At 72.4% G+C, this 18,594-nt stretch carries 15 protein-coding genes; 6 read left to right on the forward strand and 9 right to left on the reverse strand.

Features of this window, described 5'->3' with window-relative positions:
- Positions 1-7: 7 nt before the first annotated feature.
- A complete protein-coding gene (gene nagA, locus DEJ13_RS15815) occupies positions 8-1,180 on the forward strand; it encodes an N-acetylglucosamine-6-phosphate deacetylase (protein WP_181436986.1) in 1,173 nt (390 codons plus the stop codon).
- Positions 1,180-2,079, forward strand: a complete 900-nt coding sequence (locus DEJ13_RS15820) for a phosphotransferase (RefSeq protein WP_111106520.1) — start codon at positions 1,180-1,182, stop codon at positions 2,077-2,079. The genes nagA and DEJ13_RS15820 overlap by 1 nt, the downstream gene beginning before the upstream one ends.
- Here DEJ13_RS15820 and DEJ13_RS15825 read toward each other — a convergent pair whose 3' ends face one another.
- Positions 2,080-4,536: a GH92 family glycosyl hydrolase gene (locus DEJ13_RS15825; protein ID WP_258374048.1), complete on the reverse strand. Its 2,457-nt coding sequence runs from the start codon at positions 4,534-4,536 to the stop codon at positions 2,080-2,082.
- Between the two features lie 91 nt (positions 4,537-4,627).
- Here DEJ13_RS15825 and DEJ13_RS15830 point away from each other — a divergent pair, with 91 nt between their 5' ends.
- Positions 4,628-5,809: a MalY/PatB family protein gene (locus tag DEJ13_RS15830; protein WP_111106374.1), complete on the forward strand. Its 1,182-nt coding sequence runs from the start codon at positions 4,628-4,630 to the stop codon at positions 5,807-5,809.
- A gap of 4 nt (positions 5,810-5,813) precedes the next feature.
- Here the strand turns inward: DEJ13_RS15830 and nagB are convergent, their stop codons facing one another.
- Positions 5,814-6,599, reverse strand: coding sequence for a glucosamine-6-phosphate deaminase (gene nagB / locus DEJ13_RS15835; protein ID WP_111106373.1), 786 nt, complete (start codon positions 6,597-6,599; stop codon positions 5,814-5,816).
- A gap of 100 nt (positions 6,600-6,699) precedes the next feature.
- On the opposite strand from nagB, the gene DEJ13_RS15840 reads away from it, so the two are divergent.
- Entirely contained in the window at positions 6,700-8,106 is a 1,407-nt protein-coding gene (locus DEJ13_RS15840; protein ID WP_284158109.1) for a hypothetical protein, read from the forward strand.
- A gap of 91 nt (positions 8,107-8,197) precedes the next feature.
- Positions 8,198-8,677, forward strand: coding sequence for an NUDIX hydrolase (locus DEJ13_RS15845; protein WP_111106371.1), 480 nt, complete (start codon positions 8,198-8,200; stop codon positions 8,675-8,677).
- Positions 8,678-8,682: 5 nt separating this feature from the next.
- Here the strand turns inward: DEJ13_RS15845 and DEJ13_RS15850 are convergent, their stop codons facing one another.
- The 4 genes from DEJ13_RS15850 to DEJ13_RS15865 are packed head-to-tail and all read right to left on the reverse strand — an operon-like array spanning position 8,683 to position 12,768.
- Positions 8,683-9,753 carry an ABC transporter ATP-binding protein gene (locus DEJ13_RS15850; protein WP_111106370.1) on the reverse strand — a complete coding sequence of 357 codons (1,071 nt, stop codon included), beginning with the start codon at positions 9,751-9,753 and terminating at the stop codon, positions 8,683-8,685.
- Entirely contained in the window at positions 9,750-10,634 is an 885-nt protein-coding gene (locus DEJ13_RS15855; protein ID WP_111106369.1) for an ABC transporter permease, read from the reverse strand. Before DEJ13_RS15855 ends, DEJ13_RS15850 begins: the two co-directional genes overlap by 4 nt.
- A complete protein-coding gene (locus DEJ13_RS15860) occupies positions 10,631-11,611 on the reverse strand; it encodes an ABC transporter permease (RefSeq protein ID WP_056120442.1) in 981 nt (326 codons plus the stop codon). The genes DEJ13_RS15855 and DEJ13_RS15860 overlap by 4 nt, the downstream gene beginning before the upstream one ends.
- Before the next feature lie 5 nt (positions 11,612-11,616).
- Positions 11,617-12,768, reverse strand: a complete 1,152-nt coding sequence (locus tag DEJ13_RS15865; RefSeq protein WP_056120445.1) for an ABC transporter substrate-binding protein — start codon at positions 12,766-12,768, stop codon at positions 11,617-11,619.
- A 175-nt stretch (positions 12,769-12,943) separates the two neighbouring features.
- Here DEJ13_RS15865 and DEJ13_RS15870 point away from each other — a divergent pair, with 175 nt between their 5' ends.
- Positions 12,944-13,381, forward strand: a complete 438-nt coding sequence (locus DEJ13_RS15870) for a YdeI/OmpD-associated family protein (RefSeq protein ID WP_111106368.1) — start codon at positions 12,944-12,946, stop codon at positions 13,379-13,381.
- Positions 13,382-13,515: 134 nt separating this feature from the next.
- On the opposite strand, the gene DEJ13_RS15875 is transcribed toward DEJ13_RS15870, so the two are convergent.
- From DEJ13_RS15875 to DEJ13_RS15885, 3 genes are all read right to left on the reverse strand, one after another.
- The gene (locus tag DEJ13_RS15875) at positions 13,516-14,205 is read right to left on the reverse strand and encodes a histidine phosphatase family protein (protein ID WP_056120389.1); all 690 of its coding nucleotides are present in this window, start codon (positions 14,203-14,205) and stop codon (positions 13,516-13,518) included.
- 23 nt (positions 14,206-14,228) lie between these two features.
- Positions 14,229-15,194 (reverse strand): hypothetical protein, encoded by a 966-nt coding sequence (locus tag DEJ13_RS15880; protein ID WP_146245191.1) that lies wholly within the window; start codon positions 15,192-15,194, stop codon positions 14,229-14,231.
- 282 nt (positions 15,195-15,476) lie between these two features.
- Positions 15,477-18,587 carry an alpha-mannosidase gene (locus tag DEJ13_RS15885; protein ID WP_111106366.1) on the reverse strand — a complete coding sequence of 1,037 codons (3,111 nt, stop codon included), beginning with the start codon at positions 18,585-18,587 and terminating at the stop codon, positions 15,477-15,479.
- Positions 18,588-18,594 lie beyond the last annotated feature (7 nt).

The following is an 18,594-nucleotide window of genomic DNA, read 5'->3' on the forward strand; positions in this document are numbered from 1 at the left end:
TGGCGGCCTGGAGGCCCGGCGCACCCTGGTCCGCGCCGCGCACCTGGTCGACGTGGCCGGGTCCACCCCCGACGGCTGGGTCCTGCTCGACGGCGAGACCATCCACGCGGTCGGCTCCGGACCCGATGCGCCCGCGGCGGACCAGGTCGTCGACCTCGGCGACGCCACCCTCGTCCCCGGCTTCGTGGACCTGCACGGGCACGGCGCCGGCGGTGCCGCGTACGAGGACGACGCCTTCGGGGCCGCCCTCGCGGTGCACCGGGCGCACGGCACGACCCGCTCGGTCCTGAGCCTGGTCGCGAACCCGGTCCCGGCGATCACCACCACGCTCGACCACGTCCGGTCCGTGATGGCAACCGACCCGCTGATCGTGGGCGTGCACCTCGAGGGGCCGTTCCTGTCGCCGGACAACAAGGGCGCCCACAACGAGCACTTCCTGGTGCCGCCGACCCCCGCCGACGTCGAGGCCCTGCTCACCGCCGGCGACGGAGTGGTGCGACAGGTCACGATCGCACCGGAGCTGCCCGGTGCCCTCGACGCGATCCGCCGTGTGCACGCAGCCGGGGTCGTCGCCGCGGTCGGGCACACCGTCGCCTCGTTCGACCAGGCCCGCGCGGGCTTCGACGCCGGCGCCACGGTCCTCACCCACGCGTTCAACGCCATGCCCGGCCTGCACCACCGTGCGCCCGGGCCGATCGCCGCCGCGGTCGCCGACGACCGCGTGACGCTCGAGCTCATCCTGGACGGCGTGCACGTGCACCCCTCGGTCGCCCGGGTGCTGCTGCGTGCGGCACCGCGCCGCGTCGCGCTCATCACGGACGCCATGGCCGCCGCCGGGTCCCCCGACGGCGCGTACACGCTCGGGTCGCTCGACGTGTCCGTCACCGACGGCGTCGCCCACGTGGCGGGCACGGACACCATCGCCGGGTCCACCCTGACGCAGGACGTCGCGCTGCGGATGGCCGTGACCCAGGTCGGCGCGTCCCTCCCCGAGGCCGTGGCGGCGCTGACCAGCATCCCGGCGACGGCGATCGGCCTCGGCGACAGGCTCGGTCGACTCGCGCCGGGCCATGCGGCGGATCTGGTCGCGCTGTCGCCCACCCTCGAGGTCCTGCGCGTGTGGGGCGCCGGCCGCGAGCTGTCCGTCCCGCACGGGTCCGCGGGGGCCGATCGCCCGTGATGCACGACGACGAGCTCGCGGTCGACGCCGACCGGGTCCGTCGTCTCGTCGAGCACCAGTTCCCGGCGCTGGGCAGTCGTCCGGTCCGGGCGCTGCCGCTGGCGGGGACGGTCAACGCGGTCTTCCGGCTCGGCGAGGACCTGGCCGTCCGCTGCCCGCTGCACGCCGGGGACCCGGACGCGGTCCTCGCCACGATGCGGCACGAGGCCGACGCCGCACGGGAGTTCGCGGGCATCGCAGCGCTCCCGACACCCGATCTGGTCGCGATCGGCGCACCGGGCGAGGGGTACCCGCTGCCCTGGACGGTGCACACCTGGATCCCTGGGGACGTCGGGACGCCCGCCGGGGCCGCACGCAGCACGCCGTTCGCCGAGGACCTGGCCACGCTGGTGCTCCGGCTCCGCGCGGCCGACACGGGCGGCCGCTCCTTCGCGGGCAGCGGCCGTGGAGGACACCTGCCGGACCACGACGACTGGGTCGCGGAGTGCCTCGCCCGCAGCGGCGGGCTGCTGCCCGTCGAACGGCTGCGGTCGATGTGGGAACGGCTCCGCGTACTCCCGGAGCCGGACCGGCACGCGATGACCCACGGCGACCTGATCCCGGCGAACGTGCTGGTGCGCGGGGACCGCCTGGCCGGGGTGCTCGACGCGGGCGGCACCGGCCCGGCGGACCCGGCGCTGGACCTGGTCGCCGTGTGGCACATGCTGGACAGCGACGCGCGCGCGGTGTTCCGCACGCGCGTCGGCAGCGACGACGTGGAGTGGTCTCGGGGGGCAGCGTGGGCGCTCGAGCAGGCACTGGGGCTCGCCTGGTACTACCGCGACACGAACCCGGCCATGCATGCGCTGGGACGCAGCACGCTCACACGCCTGCTGGCAGCACCCGAGCTCGCCGGCTGATCAGCGGTCGCGCGGCCGGTCCCGCGGGGCGGTGGCCCACGTCGTGTCCGGCGCCGCACCGACCTGCAGCGAGAGCGTCCCACCCCGGTTGACGAACGAGGACGGCACCCACGACCGCCCGAGTGTCCGGCCGTCCAGCTGGGCGCCCTGCACGAACGTGTCGGTCCCGGACGACCGGATGACGATCCGCTGCCCGCTGGCCCGCCGGATGTCGACCGTCGAGAACGTCGGGCTGGCCACGAGCATCTCGGCCCGCCCGGGTGTCTGCGGGTAGAGCCCGATCGACGCGAACACGTACCAGGCGCTCATCGTGCCGAGGTCGTCGTTGCCGGGGAGCCCACTCGGCCCGGTGCCGTACGCGTCGTCGACGACCCGGCGGACGGTCTCCTGGGTCTTCCAGGGCTGCCCGAGCGCGTTGTACATCCACGGCGTGTGGATGTCGGGCTCGTTCGTCGGGTCGAACTTCGTGGCGTCGCCGCCGGTGACCGCGAACGCACCCGAGTCGTCGTGGAAGAAGGTGTCGAGCCGTGCCACCGCAGCGGCGTCGCCCCCGAGCGCCTGCGACAGGCCCTGCACGTCCTGCGGCACCAGCCACGTGTACTGCGCGCTGGTCCCCTGCGCGAACCCGACGCCGGTCGAGGGCGACCAGTCCGGTGCCCACGACCCGTCGGCCTGCCGTGCGGCCTGGTACCCGACGGCCGGGTCGAACGTGTTCGCCCAGTACGTCCCGCGCGCGGCGAACATCCGTGCGTCGGAGCGGAGCCCGAGCGACGATGCCCAGTACCCGAGCGCGCTGTCCGAGATCGAGTCCTCGAGGGTCTCCGCCGCGCCACCCCAGCAGTGGCAGTCGTCGTTCGCGGCGTACTGGCGCTGCAGGTACTGGTCGAGCCCGGGTCGCTGCGCCAGGCACTGGCCCGGGCACCCGATGTCGCTGAGCGCGTCGGCGTTCTGCGTCGTCGCCTGGGTGCGGAGCGACTGGTAGGCGGCACGGACGTCGAAGTTCCGCACGCCCATCGCGTACCAGGTGGCGAGCGTCGCGGCCGAGGGGTCGCCGGTCATCACGTGGGTCGGTGCGCCGAGGTGCAGCCACCGGTCCCACACGCCGCCGTTCTGCTGGGCGAACCGCAGCATCGACTGTGCCATGTCACCAGCGACGTCCGGCCGCAGCAGCGCGAGCAGCTGGATCTGCGCCCGGTACTGGTCCCAGCCGGAGTACGTGCCGTAGACCGCGCGGTGTCCCGGGTCGATGCGGTGGACGCGCTGGTCCGGCCCGAGGTAGCGGCCGTCCCGGTCGTTGAGCGTGTTGGGCTGCATCAGCGCGTGGTAGACGGCGGTGTACAGCTGGGTGGTCCGCTCCGGCGTGCCGCCACCGACCCGGATGCGCGAGAGCTCCTGGTTCCACGACGCCCGGGTGGCCGCCGCCACGCTGTCGACGCTCGCACGCCGGCCGACCTCACCGTCGCGGTTCGCGACGGCGCCCTCCGCGCTGACGTACGAGATGCCGACGCGGGCGTGCACCGTCGCACCGCGACGCGCGTCGAACCCGATCCACGCGCCGGAGCCGCGTCCGGCACGGTCGGCCCCGGTCAGGTAGCCCTCTCCGCCGGAGACGTGCGTGCCTCCCGGCTGGACGGTGCCGTCCTTCCAGGTGCCGGTGCTCGTGAAGTCACGGTCGAAGGTCGCGGTGAAGTACAGGCGGTAGTAGCTGCGGCGGTCGGGGTTCGTCGCGCCGCCGCCGTTGGCGCGGCGGCTGCAGAAGCCGCCGGTCAGGACGCTGCCGCTGACCGTGCGGGTGCGGGGGTCGACGCTGGTGGTGGCGTCCTCGCTGCCGTTGATCGAGTTCGAGGTGCGGAAGAGCAGGTTGGCGGCCTTCCCGGCGGGGAAGGTGAACGCGCCGACGCCGGCGCGGGTCGTGACGGCCAGGTCGGTGCGGACACCGTTGTCGAGCTGGACGCCGTACCGGCCGGGGCTGGCGGACTCCTGGTCGTGGGAGTAGCCCGCTGCGTAGACCGCATCGGTGGTGTCGGCAGACGGCGAGGTCGTCACGGCGGTCGTGACCGGCATGATCGGCACGTCGCCGGCGGCACCGGGTGCGCAGCCCGCGCCGTTCAGGTGCGTCAGGCTGAACCCGCGCAGGCGGTCGACGTCGTACGAGTAGCCGTTCGCGACGGGTGTCGACGTCTGGTCGCCGGCGGTGCCGGTGGGACTCCACGCGACCATGCCGAACGGCGCGGTCGCGCCGGGCCAGGTGTTGCCGTCGTGGCTGGTCCCGATGAACGGGTCCACGGAAGCAGCCGGGTCGGTGGCCGGCCGGGAGGCCGTGGTCACCCCCGTCGTGCCGGCGGCGGTGGCCGGCGGGGTCACGACCACCGCGCCCAGCAGCGCGACGGCGACGGCCGCTGCGGCGAGAGGGACCGGACGGAGGAGCGGGCGACGGTGCACGCGAGGACGGGTCACGTCGGTGACGCTAGCCCCCTCGGACGGGGGACGGTCACGACGTCACGGATCGGCCGTCCGGATTTCACCGTGCATGCACCAGGATGAGCGCATGAGCGTCATGGTCTCCCTCTTCGATGCACGCCGGACCCGCACGAGCGAGAAGTACACGGCCTACCCGCCGGACGTGCTGCCAATGTTCGTGGCCGAGATGGACAGCATGCTCGCCGAGCCCGTGCGCGAGGCCCTCGCCGCCGCCGTCAGCGCGGGCGACACCGGGTACGTCGGACACGGTCGGGCGCTCCCCGAGGCCTTCGCCGACTTCGCCCGTGACCGCTGGGACTGGCAGGTCGACCCCGATCTCGTCCGCACGACCACGGACGTCTCCGTCGCCGCGGTCGAGACGCTGCGCCGTGTCATCGAGCCCGGCGACCAGGTCGTCATCATGCCGCCCGTGTACCCGCCGTTCTGGGACTACATCACCGAAGCCGGCGGCTCGGTCACCGAGGTACCGCTGCTGGCTCCCGAGGGGGCGGCCGACCCGTTCGACACCACGGCCGCATGGCGCATCGACCTGGACGGCATCCGTCGCGCCTTCGCCGAGGGCGCCCGGACCGTGCTGCTCTGCAACCCGCACAACCCGCTCGGACTCGTGCACGACCGGGAGTCCCTCGCCGCCCTGGCACGCCTGGCGGCCGAGTGGGACGCCGTCGTCGTCTCGGACGAGATCCACGCCCCGCTGACGCACGCCGATGCGACCTTCACGCCGTTCCTCGACGCGGGCGACGAGGCCGCCGCGGTCGGGGTCGCCCTGACCAGCGCGAGCAAGGCGTGGAACCTGGCAGGCACCAAGTGCGCGCTGATGGTCGGGGCGTCCGACCGGGCGCGATCGTGGTTCGACGACATGCCCACCGAGGTCGTCGAGCGCACCGGGATCCTCGGCTACACCGCCAGCGTCGCCGCGTTCAGCGAGGGCGGCCCGTGGCTGGCGTCCCTGCTCGCGGAGCTCGCGGCGAACCGGCGGGTGCTGGCCGAGGAGCTCGGCGACGTCCTGCCCGGGGCCCTGCACCGCCAGCCCCAGGCGTCGTACCTGTCCTGGATCGACCTCAGGGCGCTGCCGTGGGGCGACGACCCCGCCGCGGTGCTCGTCGACGAGGCGAAGGTCGCGCTCGCCAGCGGGCCGGCGTTCGGGCGACCGGGTCGCGGTTTCGCCCGACTCAACTTCGGGTGCTCGGAGGAGACCCTGCGCGAGGGCCTGTCACGCCTGCGGGACGCGTACACCGCCCGCAGCTGACGGGCTACTCGAAGCGCTGCCACTCCGGCTTGTTCGCGTAGGTGTACCGGTAGTAGTCCCCGAGCTGCAGCTCGGCGGCGGCGGCTTCGTCGACGACGACGGTGGCGTGCTCGTGGAGCTGCAGGGCGCTGCCGGGGACGAACGACGACAGCGGCCCCTCGACCGCGGCGGCGATCGCGGCGGCCTTCGCGGAGCCCTGCGCGACGAGGACCAGCTGCCGGGCCTCGAGGATCGTGCCGAGTCCCTGGGTCATGCAGTGCGTCGGGACCTGGTCGAGGGAGTCGAAGAACCGGGCGTTGGCTTCGCGCGTGGACGGGGCGAGCGTCTTGATCCGGGTGCGGGACGCGAACGACGACGTGGGCTCGTTGAAGCCGATGTGCCCGTTCGCCCCGATCCCCAGGATCTGCACGTCGATCCCACCGGCAGCCCGGATCGCGGCGTCGTACTCCTTCGCCGCGAACTCGATGTCGGCTGCGCGGCCGTCGGGCACGCGGACGCGCGACGGGTCGAAGCCGAGCGGCTCGACGACGTCGCGGGCGATGACGGCTGCGTAGGACTCGGGGTGCTCGAGCGGGATCCCGACGTACTCGTCGAGGGCGAAGCCGCGGGCCTGGGCGAAGGTGATCTCCCCTGCCGCGACGCGGCGGTGCAGGTCGGTGTAGATGCCCTGGGGGCTGGACCCGGTCGCGAGACCGACCACGGCGGTCGGCTTGGCCGCGACGACGGACGCGATCTTCGCAGCGGCGACCCGACCGACCTCGGCGGGCGTGGGCAGGATGATGATCTCCACGAGCTCACTCTACTGGTCATGACCAATCAGGGCGATGGTCACGATCAGGTCGATGCGTATGAGATATTTCATATGTTCATTCCTTCGACCCTGGAGTCTCATGTCCCGTTCCGTCCATCGCTACCGCCCCACTGCCATCGCGGCCGCGGTCCTCGCCACCCTCGCCGCGGGTGCCGGCGCGCTTCCCGCGTCCGCAGCCACGGCCTCCACCGCTGCCCCCTCGTTCATCGCCGTCTCGTACGACGGCGACTTCCTGCAGCCTGACGCGTACGACACCGTCACCATCGGAAGCGACCACCGTGCCGTGTTCGAGCTCTTCACGGAGGGCGTGACCGGTGGGTCGGTCACGGTCCGTGACGCGGACGGCTCGGAACTCTGCACTGCTCCGGTCCTCCCCGGCTCGATCGGCATCGCGCACTGCGACACCGTGCGCCCGCTCAAGCCGGGCGTGCACGACGTCACCGCCGTGACGACCGCGGCGACGGGTGCGTCCTCCCCGTCCGAGGTGCTGCACCTGGGCGTCCACGGCGACGACCACAGCGGCGACACGCCCGATCCGATCGTCGCGCAGCCGGCACCGGGTGACACCGACACCGGCTTCACCGCGAGCGGTGTCGCCGCGCCCGTCGTCACGCTCGGCCAGACGATGGGGGACCACCAGAGCCTGCTCTTCGATGCTCCCGAGCTCGGGAACGACGGCGGTCGTGGTCACATCAAGCTGTACGACGCATCCGGCTCGCTCGTCCAGGACCGCGAGTGGTACGGCCCGCTCGGGTCCGACGGCGTGCAGCTCTGGGTCGCCGCGCCGTTCGGTGAGAAGACGGTGTACCACGCCGAGTACGTGCTGCCGGCCGGCACCTCGGCGCGCACCGAGGTCGTCGTGGACAGGACGGGCAAGGACCTGCCTGCACCGACCTTCGCCTTCGAACCGGGCGTGCAGGGTGACCGCATCCTCTTCAACCTCTACGGGGTCCCCGGGGCGACCGCGACCTTCACGGACAGTGACGGCACGGAACACCGCGAGGACATCGGTGCGACCGGCATGGCCGCCTTCACCGGCACCGTGGCCCGCAACGCGCAGAACACCTACTCGATCACGCAGACGAAGGCCGGCCAGACGTCAGCACCGCTGACCCACGAGGTGGACACCCGGACCGGCACCGAGGACATCGTCGCCCAGCCCGCCCCCGGGGACACCGACCCCGGCTTCACCGCCCCTGGCGACAGCAGCGACGAGATCGCGACGCCGGTCGTCGCGAGCGGCCGCGTGCTGCCCGACCGCAAGACCGCGGAGCTGACGATCCCGGATGCCCCGAGCACGGTCCTCCCGAACGGCAGGTACCTGTTCACGGACGAGTCGGGCGTCACGACCGAGCGGCGGATCTCGCCGAACTGGCGCTACCTGGTCCCCGTCTCGCACTCCGGCGCGCAGACGTTCACCATCGTGAAGAAGGTCGGCGATGCGGTCTCCGCCCCGACGACCTTCCGTGTGCGCGGGCTCGACTAGGTCCGCTGCGCTCAGACGACGAGCCCCGGCGCACCGACCACCGTCGGTGCGCCGGGGCTCCGCCGTTCCACCGCGTCGGTAGCGTTGCCCCATGCCGACCCCCGACTTCGTCCTGGCCCTCCGCGAGAAGATCGGCACCGACCCGCTCTGGTTGACCGGCGTCACCGCCGTCGTCACCCGTGGCGCCGGCGAGGACCGGGAGCTCCTGGTGGTCCGGCGCGCGGACAGCGGCGCGCTGACCCCCGTCACGGGCATCGTCGACCCGGGCGAGCAGCCGGCCGTCGCCGCCGAGCGCGAGGTCCTCGAGGAAGCCGACGTCGTGGCCGTCGCCGAGCGTCTGACGTGGGTGCAGACCCTGCCGGAGATGACCTACCCGAACGGCGACCGTGCGCAGTACCTCGATCTGGTGTTCGCGTGCCGCTGGGTCTCCGGCGACCCGTACCCGGCCGACGGCGAGAACACCGAGGCGTTCTGGGCCCCGGTGTCCGACCTGCCCACGATGTCCGAGAACATGCGCGAGCGTGTGCGCATCGCACTGGCCGGCGCCGCGGAGGCACGCTTCGAGCGCTGACCCGGTCAGGCGACCGGCGCGACCGCGACCGGGGCGCCGAGCAGCCGGACGGCGACGGCGTCACCCGTCGTCCGTCGGTCACCGACCTCGTGCTGCACGGTGATGACGGTGTCGTCGTCGAGCCGGACGGTGGTGCGCCGGATCGACCCGAGGAAGCTCGACGAGATGACGGTCCCGGTGACACCCTCGGGAGCGAAGGCGATGTCCTCGGGCCGGACGTACGCGAGCACCGGGCCGTCGGCGGCGGTCGGGTCGAGCGCGGGAACCCGGAAGCCGTACACGAACACGTCCCCACCACGCAGGTCGCCCCCGAGCCGGTTCGACTGCCCGACGAAATCCGCCGTGAAGGCCGAGGACGGGGAGCGGTACAGCTCTTCGGGCGTGCCGATCTGCTCGATGTTGCCGGCGTTCATCACCGCGATCCGGTCGGACACGGCGAGCGCTTCCTCCTGGTCGTGGGTCACGAACACGGTCGTGATGCCGAGGTCGGTCTGGATGCGCCGGATCTCCTCGCGCAGTGACACCCGCACCTTGGCGTCGAGCGCGGACAGCGGCTCGTCGAGCAGCAGGACGCGGGGCCGGGTGACGAGCGCACGGGCGAGTGCCACGCGCTGCTGCTGCCCGCCGGAGAGCTGGTGCGGGTACCGGTCGGCGAAGTCTGCGAGGTGCACCATGTCGAGTGCCTCGACGACGCGCTCGCGCCGGGACGCCGCCGGCACCCGACGCATCTCCAGCCCGAAGGCCACGTTCTGGCGCACGGTCATGTGCGGGAACAACGAGTACTGCTGGAACACCATCCCCATGTCGCGCTTGTTCGCGGGCGTGTTCGCCACGTCGACGCCGTCGATGCGGATGGCGCCGGCGTCGATCGCCTCGAGGCCGGCGAGCGCCCGGAGCGCCGTCGTCTTGCCGCAGCCGGAGGGCCCGAGGAGCGACAGGAACTCGCCGGGTCCGACCCGCAGGGACAGCCCGGTGAGCGCGCGGTGGGTGCCGTAGCGCTTCTCGACGGCGTCGAGCTCGACGACGGCTCCGGTGCCGGCCAGCGAGGCGGGAGCGGCGGGTGCGGTGGTGGTCATGCGGGGTCCTTGGTCTGGTGACGACGGACGCGCGTGCGGCGCTGTCCGATCCGGCCGATGGCGACGAGCAGCAGGAACCCGAACACCAGGGCGCCGAGCGAGAAGATCGCCGCGACGTACGGGTCGGTCCCCTGCACCAGGAGCAGTGCCGTCTGGAAGGTGGTGCGGGAGAGGAACGACGCCAGGGTGTACTCACCGAGGACGACCGTGATCGTCAGGAAGCACGCGGCCAGGATCCCCCGACGCAGGTTCGGCAGGAGCACCCGCCACGTGACCGTCCACCAGGACGCCCCGAGGGAACGGGCCGCCTCGGTCAGCGTGGTCAGGTCCATCGCGGTGATCGCGGCGGAGATCGGACGGAAGGCGAACGGCAGCGCGATGATGCCGATGGCGAAGGAGAGGGTCCACGCGCCGGACCCGAACACCTGGGCGACGACCTGGTAGACGGGGACGAACCCGACCACGAGCACGACGACCGGCACGGTGATCGGCACCAGGCAGACGAACTCCACGACGCGTCGGAGTCGCGGGTGGTGCAGGGCGGTGATGACCTGGGCGGGCAGGAGCACGAGCAGGACGATCGCGACGGCGATGACCGCGATCACGAGTGACGCACCGAGGCCGTCGAACACCGGCTGGTACGTGCCGATGTTCGCCGGGTCCGCGATGGCCGCGTAGTGGGCCGTGGTCAGGCTGCCGTCGGTGCCCTGGCGGAACGTGAACTGCGCCAGCGCGACCAGCGGCACGGCGAACACGAGCCCGACGACGACCAGGACGACCGCCGCGGTGCCCCGTGACGGGGCCGCGCCGAACCGTGGGACGCGGGCCGGGCCTCCAGACCGACCGGAACGAGCCGGACGCGCCGGCGCTCCCGCGCTCATCGCTGCCACCGGGCGGCGCGGCGCTGCAGCAGCGAGTAGGCGCCCATGACGACCGCCATCACGACGACCATGCCCAGGGCGAGCACCCCGGCCACGTTCTGCAGGCCGATGATCGTCTCGCTGGTGAGCTGCGCGCGGATCGTCAGCGGGACGATGCCGCCCTGCGAGATGAGCGCCGCCGCGGTCGCGAACGACGAGAACCCGTTCGCGAACAACAGCAGCAGCGATCCCCAGAAGGCCGGAGCGAGCACGGGCAGGGCCACACGGCGCCAGTACGTCGCGCGCGATGCCCCCAGCGTCGCGGCGGCTTCGCCCCACTGGGTCTTGACGCCCTCGAGTGCGGGCATGAACGTCAGGACCATGAGCGGTACCTGGAAGTAGACGTACGGGATCACCAGGCCGGGCACCGTGTACAGGAAGGCGCCGTCGGCGTTGAGGTCCCAGTGGAACGTGGACACGAGCCACGCCGTGACGAGCCCCTGCGTGCCGATCGTGGCGATGAACGCGAACGCGAGCATCACGCCGCCGAACTGGGCCAGCACGCTGGCCGCGGAGTCGATCATCGACCGGACGACCCCGTCCGGCCGGAGCGCGGCGAGCGCCCAGCAGACGAGCGCACCGATCACGGCACCGAGCACGGCGGAGACCGCGGAGAGGCCGAACGAGCCGCCGAAGGCACGGAGGACGCTCGGGTCGCGGAACGCCGACAGGTTCGCCAGCGTCAGGTTCCCCGTCGCGTCGAAGAAGCCGGACCCCACCGCGATCAGCGCCGGCACGGCGAGGAAGAGCAGGACGTACGCGGCGAACGGGGTGAGACCGAGCCACGCGATGCCGACGCGGCGCCGGGCACGGGGACCGGCACCGCGACGAGCGAGCGCATCGACGCCCGCGCCGGACCGGGTTGCGGTCGCCTGCTCGCTGGTGACGAGGGTGGCGGCCGGTCCCCCGGTCGCGCCGGGCGCCGATGCGGTGGTCATGCTGCTCAGGACCCCATCGTCGAGGACCACTTGGCCGCCAGGACCTTCGCGGCCGCGGTCACCTGGTCGTCGGTCAGCTCGACGTAGTCCTTCGGCGCGCCACCGGCGGCGTCGAGGGCGTCCTGGTCGACCTTGCCCGACTTCTCGAGCGCGGCCAGGGTCGACGGGAACGCGCCGGCCTGCAGGTACAGGTTCTGCACGGTCGGGCTGGCGACGTACTCCTGCCACAGGCGGGCAGCGGCGGGGTGCGGGGCGTCCTTGTTGATCGCCTGCGCGTAGTACGAACCGAGCGCCTGCCCCTTCGGCACGACGGTCTTCCAGTGCTTGTTGCCGGACGATCCCGCAGCCGGGCCCCACGCCAGGTTGTTGTAGGACCACTGGACGACGACCGGGGTCTCACCCGAGGCGACCGTGGCCTGCGACGGCAGCACGTTCTGGAAGTTGCCGGCCTGCTTCAGCTTGCCGAAGTAGTCGACGCCCTTCGTGATGTCGTCGGCCGAGCCGCCGTTCTCGAGCGCGGCGAGGTAGACCGCGCTGGCGGCCTGGTTCGCCTGGGTCGGGTCACCGGCGATCGAGACCTTGCCCTTGTACTCCGAGCCGAGCAGGTCCTCCAGGTCCTTCGGGGCGTCCTTGATCTTGCTGGAGTCGTACCCGATCGACATCAGACCCGTGTAGTCGCGGGTCCAGGCGCCGTCCTGCTCCTTGAGGGTCGTGGGGATGTCGCTCCAGTTCGCGACCTTGTAGTCCGTCAGCAGACCGAGGTTCTGCTGCAGCACGGCGTTGCCGAGATCGAGCACGTCCGGCGCCGTCGACTGGCCCTTCTGCGACTTCACGGCGGCGACCTCGTCGGCGCTCGAGCCGTTCGGGTTCGCGGAGTTGATCGTGATGCCGTACTTCTGCTTGAAGCCGTCGATGATCTTGCCGTAGTTGGCCCAGGTCGGCGGGAGCGCGATGACGTTGAGCTGCCCCTCCGCCTTCGCGGCCTTCACCAGTGCGTCCATGCCGCCGGCGCTCTCGGCGCTCGTTGCCGTCTTCCAGTCGGCGGCGCCGCTGCTGCTGCTGCCGGTCGATGCCGAGCTCGTCGCCGAGCAACCGGCGAGGGTGACCACTGCGGCTGCGGCGAGGGCGATGCCGGCCAGGGTGCGCTTGTTCTGCACGGAGAGTGCCTTTCGGGTGCGTTCGGGGACCCCGCGGATCGGGTTCTGGATGATCGTGGACGCGGCCGGTATCCGGCTCGTGGTGCGATGGTGAACGCTGGCGGAACTCGCGGTGCGGTTGTACGGTTCCTCACGACGCGGCGGTCGCCGCTGCTGGCTCGGACTGGAGGCACGGGTGCAGTTCACGACGGCGGTCCTGCAGGCACGGCAGACGGCGACCGGGCTGCCCGTCCCGCCCGAGGTCATCGAAGCGCTGGGGGCGGGCAAGCGCCCGGCCGTGGTGGTCACGCTGAACGGCGGGTACACCTACCGCTCGACCGTGGGCGTGATGGGCGGGCAGTACCTCGTCCCGCTGTCGGCAGCACACCGTGCGGCGTCCGGGGTCGCCGGCGGGGACGCGGTCGAGGTGACGCTGGTGGTCGACACCGCACCGCGCGAGGTGCCCCTGCCCGAGGACCTGGTGGCGGCGATGTCGTCGGCCGGCGTGCGAGCGGCGTTCGATGCGCTGTCGAACTCGCGTCAGCGGGCGCTGGCGGACCCGGTGGAGCAGGCGAAGTCACCGGAGACCCGGCAGCGCCGCATCGACAAGGCCGTGGAGACCCTGCGGGGCTAGCGGGTGCGCGCCTCCGGGGCCCGTTCCGAGCAAAGGATGTCGAATCGCGCGTTGTCGGTCGGAAGTTCGGGCTACCTACGCGCGAAACGACCATCCATGTGGGCCGCGGCTGGACCGGCGGGATCGGGTTGGGGTCAGGCCAGGTGCTCGACGGCGGAGAACTCGACGAGGGTCCATGGCTGGCCGAGCCCCGCGCGGCCGAGACGGGTCAAGGACGCGTTGCCCACCGGGTTGGCGGCCGTGAACTCCGTCAGGGCCGCTTCGTCGAGGTCCAGGCACACCGCCACGGCCAGCGTCACCACGACGTCGTGCGCGGCGATGACCAGGCGCTCCGGGCCGTCGATGCGGTCGATGTCCATGAAGGCCGAGCGCAGCCGGGCCTGGACGTCGACCCACGACTCGCCGCCCGCCGGCCGGTGGTAGTACTTGCCGAGCCGATGCCGGCGTTCGTCCTCGTCCGGATGGCGGTTCGCCACGCCGCGCAGCGTGTGGCGCTCCAGCACGCCGAGCTCGCGATCGCGCAGTCGCTCGTCGACCCGTCGCGGGGGCTCGTCGACACCGCCGGACTGGATCGCGATGTCGATCGTCTGCTGCGCCCGGAGGAAGGGCGACACCCACAGCGCGACCGGCACGGACCCCATGCCGCGTTCGGCGAGCTCGGTACCGAGGGCTCGCGACTGCTGCTCCCCGACGGTGCTGAGCGGGACGTCAGGGTCGCGCTGCTCGATCGCGATCAGGTCGTCACCGGCCGCCTCCGCGCGCTCGGCAGCGACGTTCGCGGTGGACTCGCCGTGACGGACGAGCCAGATCTCGGTGACGGGCATGCGCCCACGCTAGGCCTCCGGGATCAACCGACCACCAGGCGGTCACTGCTGCCGGGGCGGAGAGCGCACGGCAGACCCGCAGCACGAAGACGCGGCACGAGCAGTTCGGGGTGCAGGAGGTCACGCCGCTCGGCCCGGAGGATCCGCCTGACGTCCGGGACGGTGAGCACGGCTTCCTGGCGACGCTTCTCGTCGATGAAGACCTCGGTCGGGGAACGACCTGCGCGGTAGCGGTCCTGCGTGTCCTTCGCACGGCCGTCGATCTCGATGACGACGCCCTGCTCCGGGAACCAGAAGTCCACGATGATCCGCCTGCCGTGGACGACGAACTCCTGCTGCAGCACGGGTTCGGGCAGCCCGAGTTCACGGAAGACCACGCGCCCGAGTGACTCGGCGACGGACCCGGACCGCGCGTCCGCCAGGTCGAGCACGAGTTCGGCGGTACGACGCCCCCGTGAGCCCGGGGCCGCTGGCAGTGCCGCTGTGAGTTCGTCAGGCGTCGCCCCGGCGCGGAGGGCCGAGTCAGCCACGACGACCGCCGCCCGCACGTCACCCGTCAGCGCGACGTCGACCACCGTGCGCGGGATGCTCGTCGCGGTGATCGGCCCGTCCCGCTTGACCTGGTCCGGACACAACGGCCGCGTGTGCAGTGCGAGGCCGTTGCTGGCGGACCGGTAGCGCGACTTCGGGACCGTGAGGTGGACGGTGTCGGGCCAGCCGTACAGCCAGGCGAGACCGTGCAGGGCGACAGCCGACACGTGCGACGCCGACGCCGGTTCACTGAGCCGGGCGAGTCGCGCCCAGACGCGCGTGACGTAGCGGACGCGCGTCCCTGCCCCAGCCCAGTCCGTCGCTCGCGCGAACGCGTTGGGCCCCAGGCGCACGAGCCCGTCCGGACCGGGCTCTCCCGCACGTCGCCGCAGCGTCGAACCCACTCGGCCGGCCTCTCGCATCGCAGTGGCCCTGATGATCGGGAGCGGTCGTTCCATGCCACCACGCTGCCGGGCCGAGGACAGCTGAACGGGGGCGACGGACCGAACTGTGGACGACCCTCCAGTCAGACGCTCTGTGGAGGAGTCCTCGTTCGTTCCCACACCGGTTGCGCTGGAAAGTCGGATCGCGCGTGGTCGGTCGGGAACTCCAACCCACCACGCGCGATCCGACCCCCTGCGCGCGATTCGACTTCCTCCGCGCCACACACAACGGGCCTGCCAACCCGCCGTGCAACACGGCGCCGGACGGACGCACCCGTGTCCGTCCGGTGCCGCGGTCTATGCCCGCCGCACCCGCAGCGTGACGATCTCGAACGGGCGGAGCGTCAGGACGACGGGCTCCCCCGCGTCCCACGATGCGTCCAGCGGCCGTTCGAGCAGGTCGACCTGCGTGACGGACGCGACGTCGAAGCCGAAGTCGATGCCGACGTCGGTCGCCCGACCGCCGAGTGCCTCGTACAGCCGCACGACCACGTCACCCGAGCGGTCCTCGGCGAGCTTCACGGCCTCGACGAGGACCTGCGGCGACGACACCGTCACCAGCGGCGACACCTCGGTCGACCCGGCCACCGACCGCACCGGCAGGTTCAGCCGGTACCCCGAGTCGGCCGCGTCGAGCACGGAGGGACCGACACGCAGCACCGTGCGGAACACGTGGTGCCCCTGGTCGGCGTGCGGGTCCGGGAACGTCGGCCCGCGCAGCAGCGACTCGCGCACGAGCGTCGTCGTGCCGCCGTCCGGACGGGTCGCGCGGGTGATGTCGTGCCCGTACGTCGAGTCGTTCGCGACGGCGACCCCGAACCCGGGCTCGGCCACGTGCACCCAGCGGTGGGCGCTCGTCTCGAACCGGGCGAAGTCCCACGACGTGTTCTGGTGCGTCGGCCGGTCGATGTGGCCGAACTGGATCTCGCTCGAGGCCTGGTCCGCCTTGAGGTCGAGCGGGAACGCCAGCTTCAGCAGCTTCTGCTGCTCGTGCCAGTCGACCTCGGTCTCGACCACGAGTTCCGGCTCGCCAGCGACGGCCGAGTACCGGGTGGTGACGGTCGACGAACCGACCGCGCGCACGACGACCACCGTGTCGCCCTCGATCGCGACGGAGGACGCGGACAGCGGCTTCCCGTTGCGCTGGTAGGCGCGGTCGATGTCCCACGCCTCCCACTGGTTCGGGGTGTCGCGGAACACGGTGTACTCCGCGCCGGCCGCCCCGGGGGCGATCGCGTCGCGCCCGGTGCCGTGCTCGACGAAGGACACGACGTGGCCGGCCGCGTCGATGGTCGCCACGACCGCGCCGGTGTCGAACACGAAGCCGTCACCGTGCGGGACGGGAGGCACGGCCTGCGTCTCGGGACCGACGGAACCACCCAGCGCGGCGGCGTGCCCCGACGTGACCGGCGCGGCGTTGAAGCGCACGAACGACCCGCTGGTGCCCGTGCCGCCGACGGCCTCGGACGACGGCGCGTCGAGCAGCCCCGACCCGCCCCCGGCGACCGACGCCGACGACGAACCGACCCCGGCGAGCGCCGCGGCCCCGCCGTTCGCCAGTGCGGTCGTGGCGGTGCCGATGAGCCCCTCGAGGGTGTCCGCGACGAGCCGGTAGTTCTCCTCGGCGTTCTCGTAGACCCAGGCGATTGACGAGCCCGGCAGGATGTCGTGGAACTGCTGCAGCAGGACGGTGTGCCAGGCCTGTTCGAGTTCGTCGTACGGGTAGTCGAGTCCGAGCCGCACGGCCGCGGTGGCCGCCCAGAGCTCGGCCTCGCGCAGCAGGTGCTCGGACCGTCGGTTGCCCTGCTTGGTCCGGATCTGCGACGTGTAGGTGCCGCGGTGGAACTCGAGGTACATCTCCCCCGACCAGACCCCGGGCGTCGGGAGCTCCTGCTCGAGCTGCTCGAACACCTGCGCCGGGGTGCCGAGCGACACCCGGGGCGACCCGTCGAGGTCGTGCTGCCGGTGGGCGGCTGCGACCATCTCGCGCGTCGGTCCACCGCCGCCGTCGCCGAAGCCGTAGAGCAGCATCGAGGTGTTCGCGGTCCCGCGCTCCTTGTTCTGCCGTTCCCCACGGTGCAGGTCGGCGGGCGAGACGTCCGAGTTGTAGGTGTCCGCCGGCGGCAGGTGCGTGAGGATCCGGGAGCCGTCGATGCCCTCCCAGTTGAACGAGGTGTGCGGGATGACGTTCGTCTCGTTCCACGACGGCTTCTGCGTGACGAACCACTTCGACCCCGCGGCGCGGACGATCTGCGGCAGCGCCCCCGTGTACCCGAACGAGTCCGGGAGCCATGCCTCGGGGGTGTCGACGCCGAACTCCTCGAGGAAGAACCGCTTGCCCGCGACGAACTGGCGCGCGAGGGCCTCGCCACCGGGCAGGTTCGTGTCGGACTCGACCCACATCCCGCCGACCGGGATCCAGCGTCCCTCGGCGACGCGCTGCTTGATGCGCGCGAAGACCGACGGGTACTCGTCCCGCATCCACGCGTACTGCTGCGCGGACGAGCACGCGAACGTGAAGTCGGGGTCGCGGTCCATCAGGTCGAGCACGTTCGAGAACGTTCTGGCGCACTTGCGCTTCGTCTCGCGGACCGGCCAGAGCCAGGCGGAGTCGATGTGGGCGTGCCCGACGGCGATCGCGCGGTGCGCTGCGCCGGACGCGGGGACGGCGAGCACCGGAGCCAGGACGGCCCGGGCGTCAGCGGCGGTGCCGGCGACGTCGTCGGGGTCGAGCGCGTCGGCGGCACGCTCGAGTGCGCGCAGGATGTCGGCGCCGCGGGTGCCGTCGGTCGGGAGCTCCGCCATCAGGCCGCGCAGGACCCAGAGGTCCTGCTGCAGTTCCCAGACGGTGTCGTCGCGCTCGACGACGTGCAGCGCCGCGACGCGGTAGATCGGGTCGTCGCCCGCGGTCGAGCGGGACCCGAGCGGCGTCGCGCCCTGGAACGAGTCGCCGCCGATGTCCGGGTTCGCGCCGGCCTCGACGTAGAGCTCGAACGACTCCCCCGGGCCGACCGTCAGCGGCACGGCGTTGTTGCGCGGCTCGATGGCCTTGATGGTGGTGCCGTCCGGGCGGTACGCCAGGCCCTCGGCCTGGAAGCCGGGGTGCCGCTTGGTGAACCCGAGGTCGACGAGCAGTTCCGCCGTCGTGCCCTCGGCGGTGCCGAAGTCCGCCGGCACCGTGCCGGTGACGTGGAACCAGGTGGTGCCCCAGGGGCGGCCGCCCCAGGGCGAGCCGACCTGGAACGGGGTGTACGTCTGGCCGACGGCCTGGTCGAAGGGCACCGGCTCGTCCGGCACCTCCCACGCCTCGATGGTGACCGGTGCGGACCGGCGGTGCACCGCGGGGTCGACGCGGTCACGCACCAGGCGGGCGATCCGGGCTTCGACGAGTGGTTCGTCCTTGTGCATTGCGGGA

Source organism: Curtobacterium sp. MCLR17_007, assembly GCF_003234655.2.
Taxonomy (GTDB): domain Bacteria; phylum Actinomycetota; class Actinomycetes; order Actinomycetales; family Microbacteriaceae; genus Curtobacterium.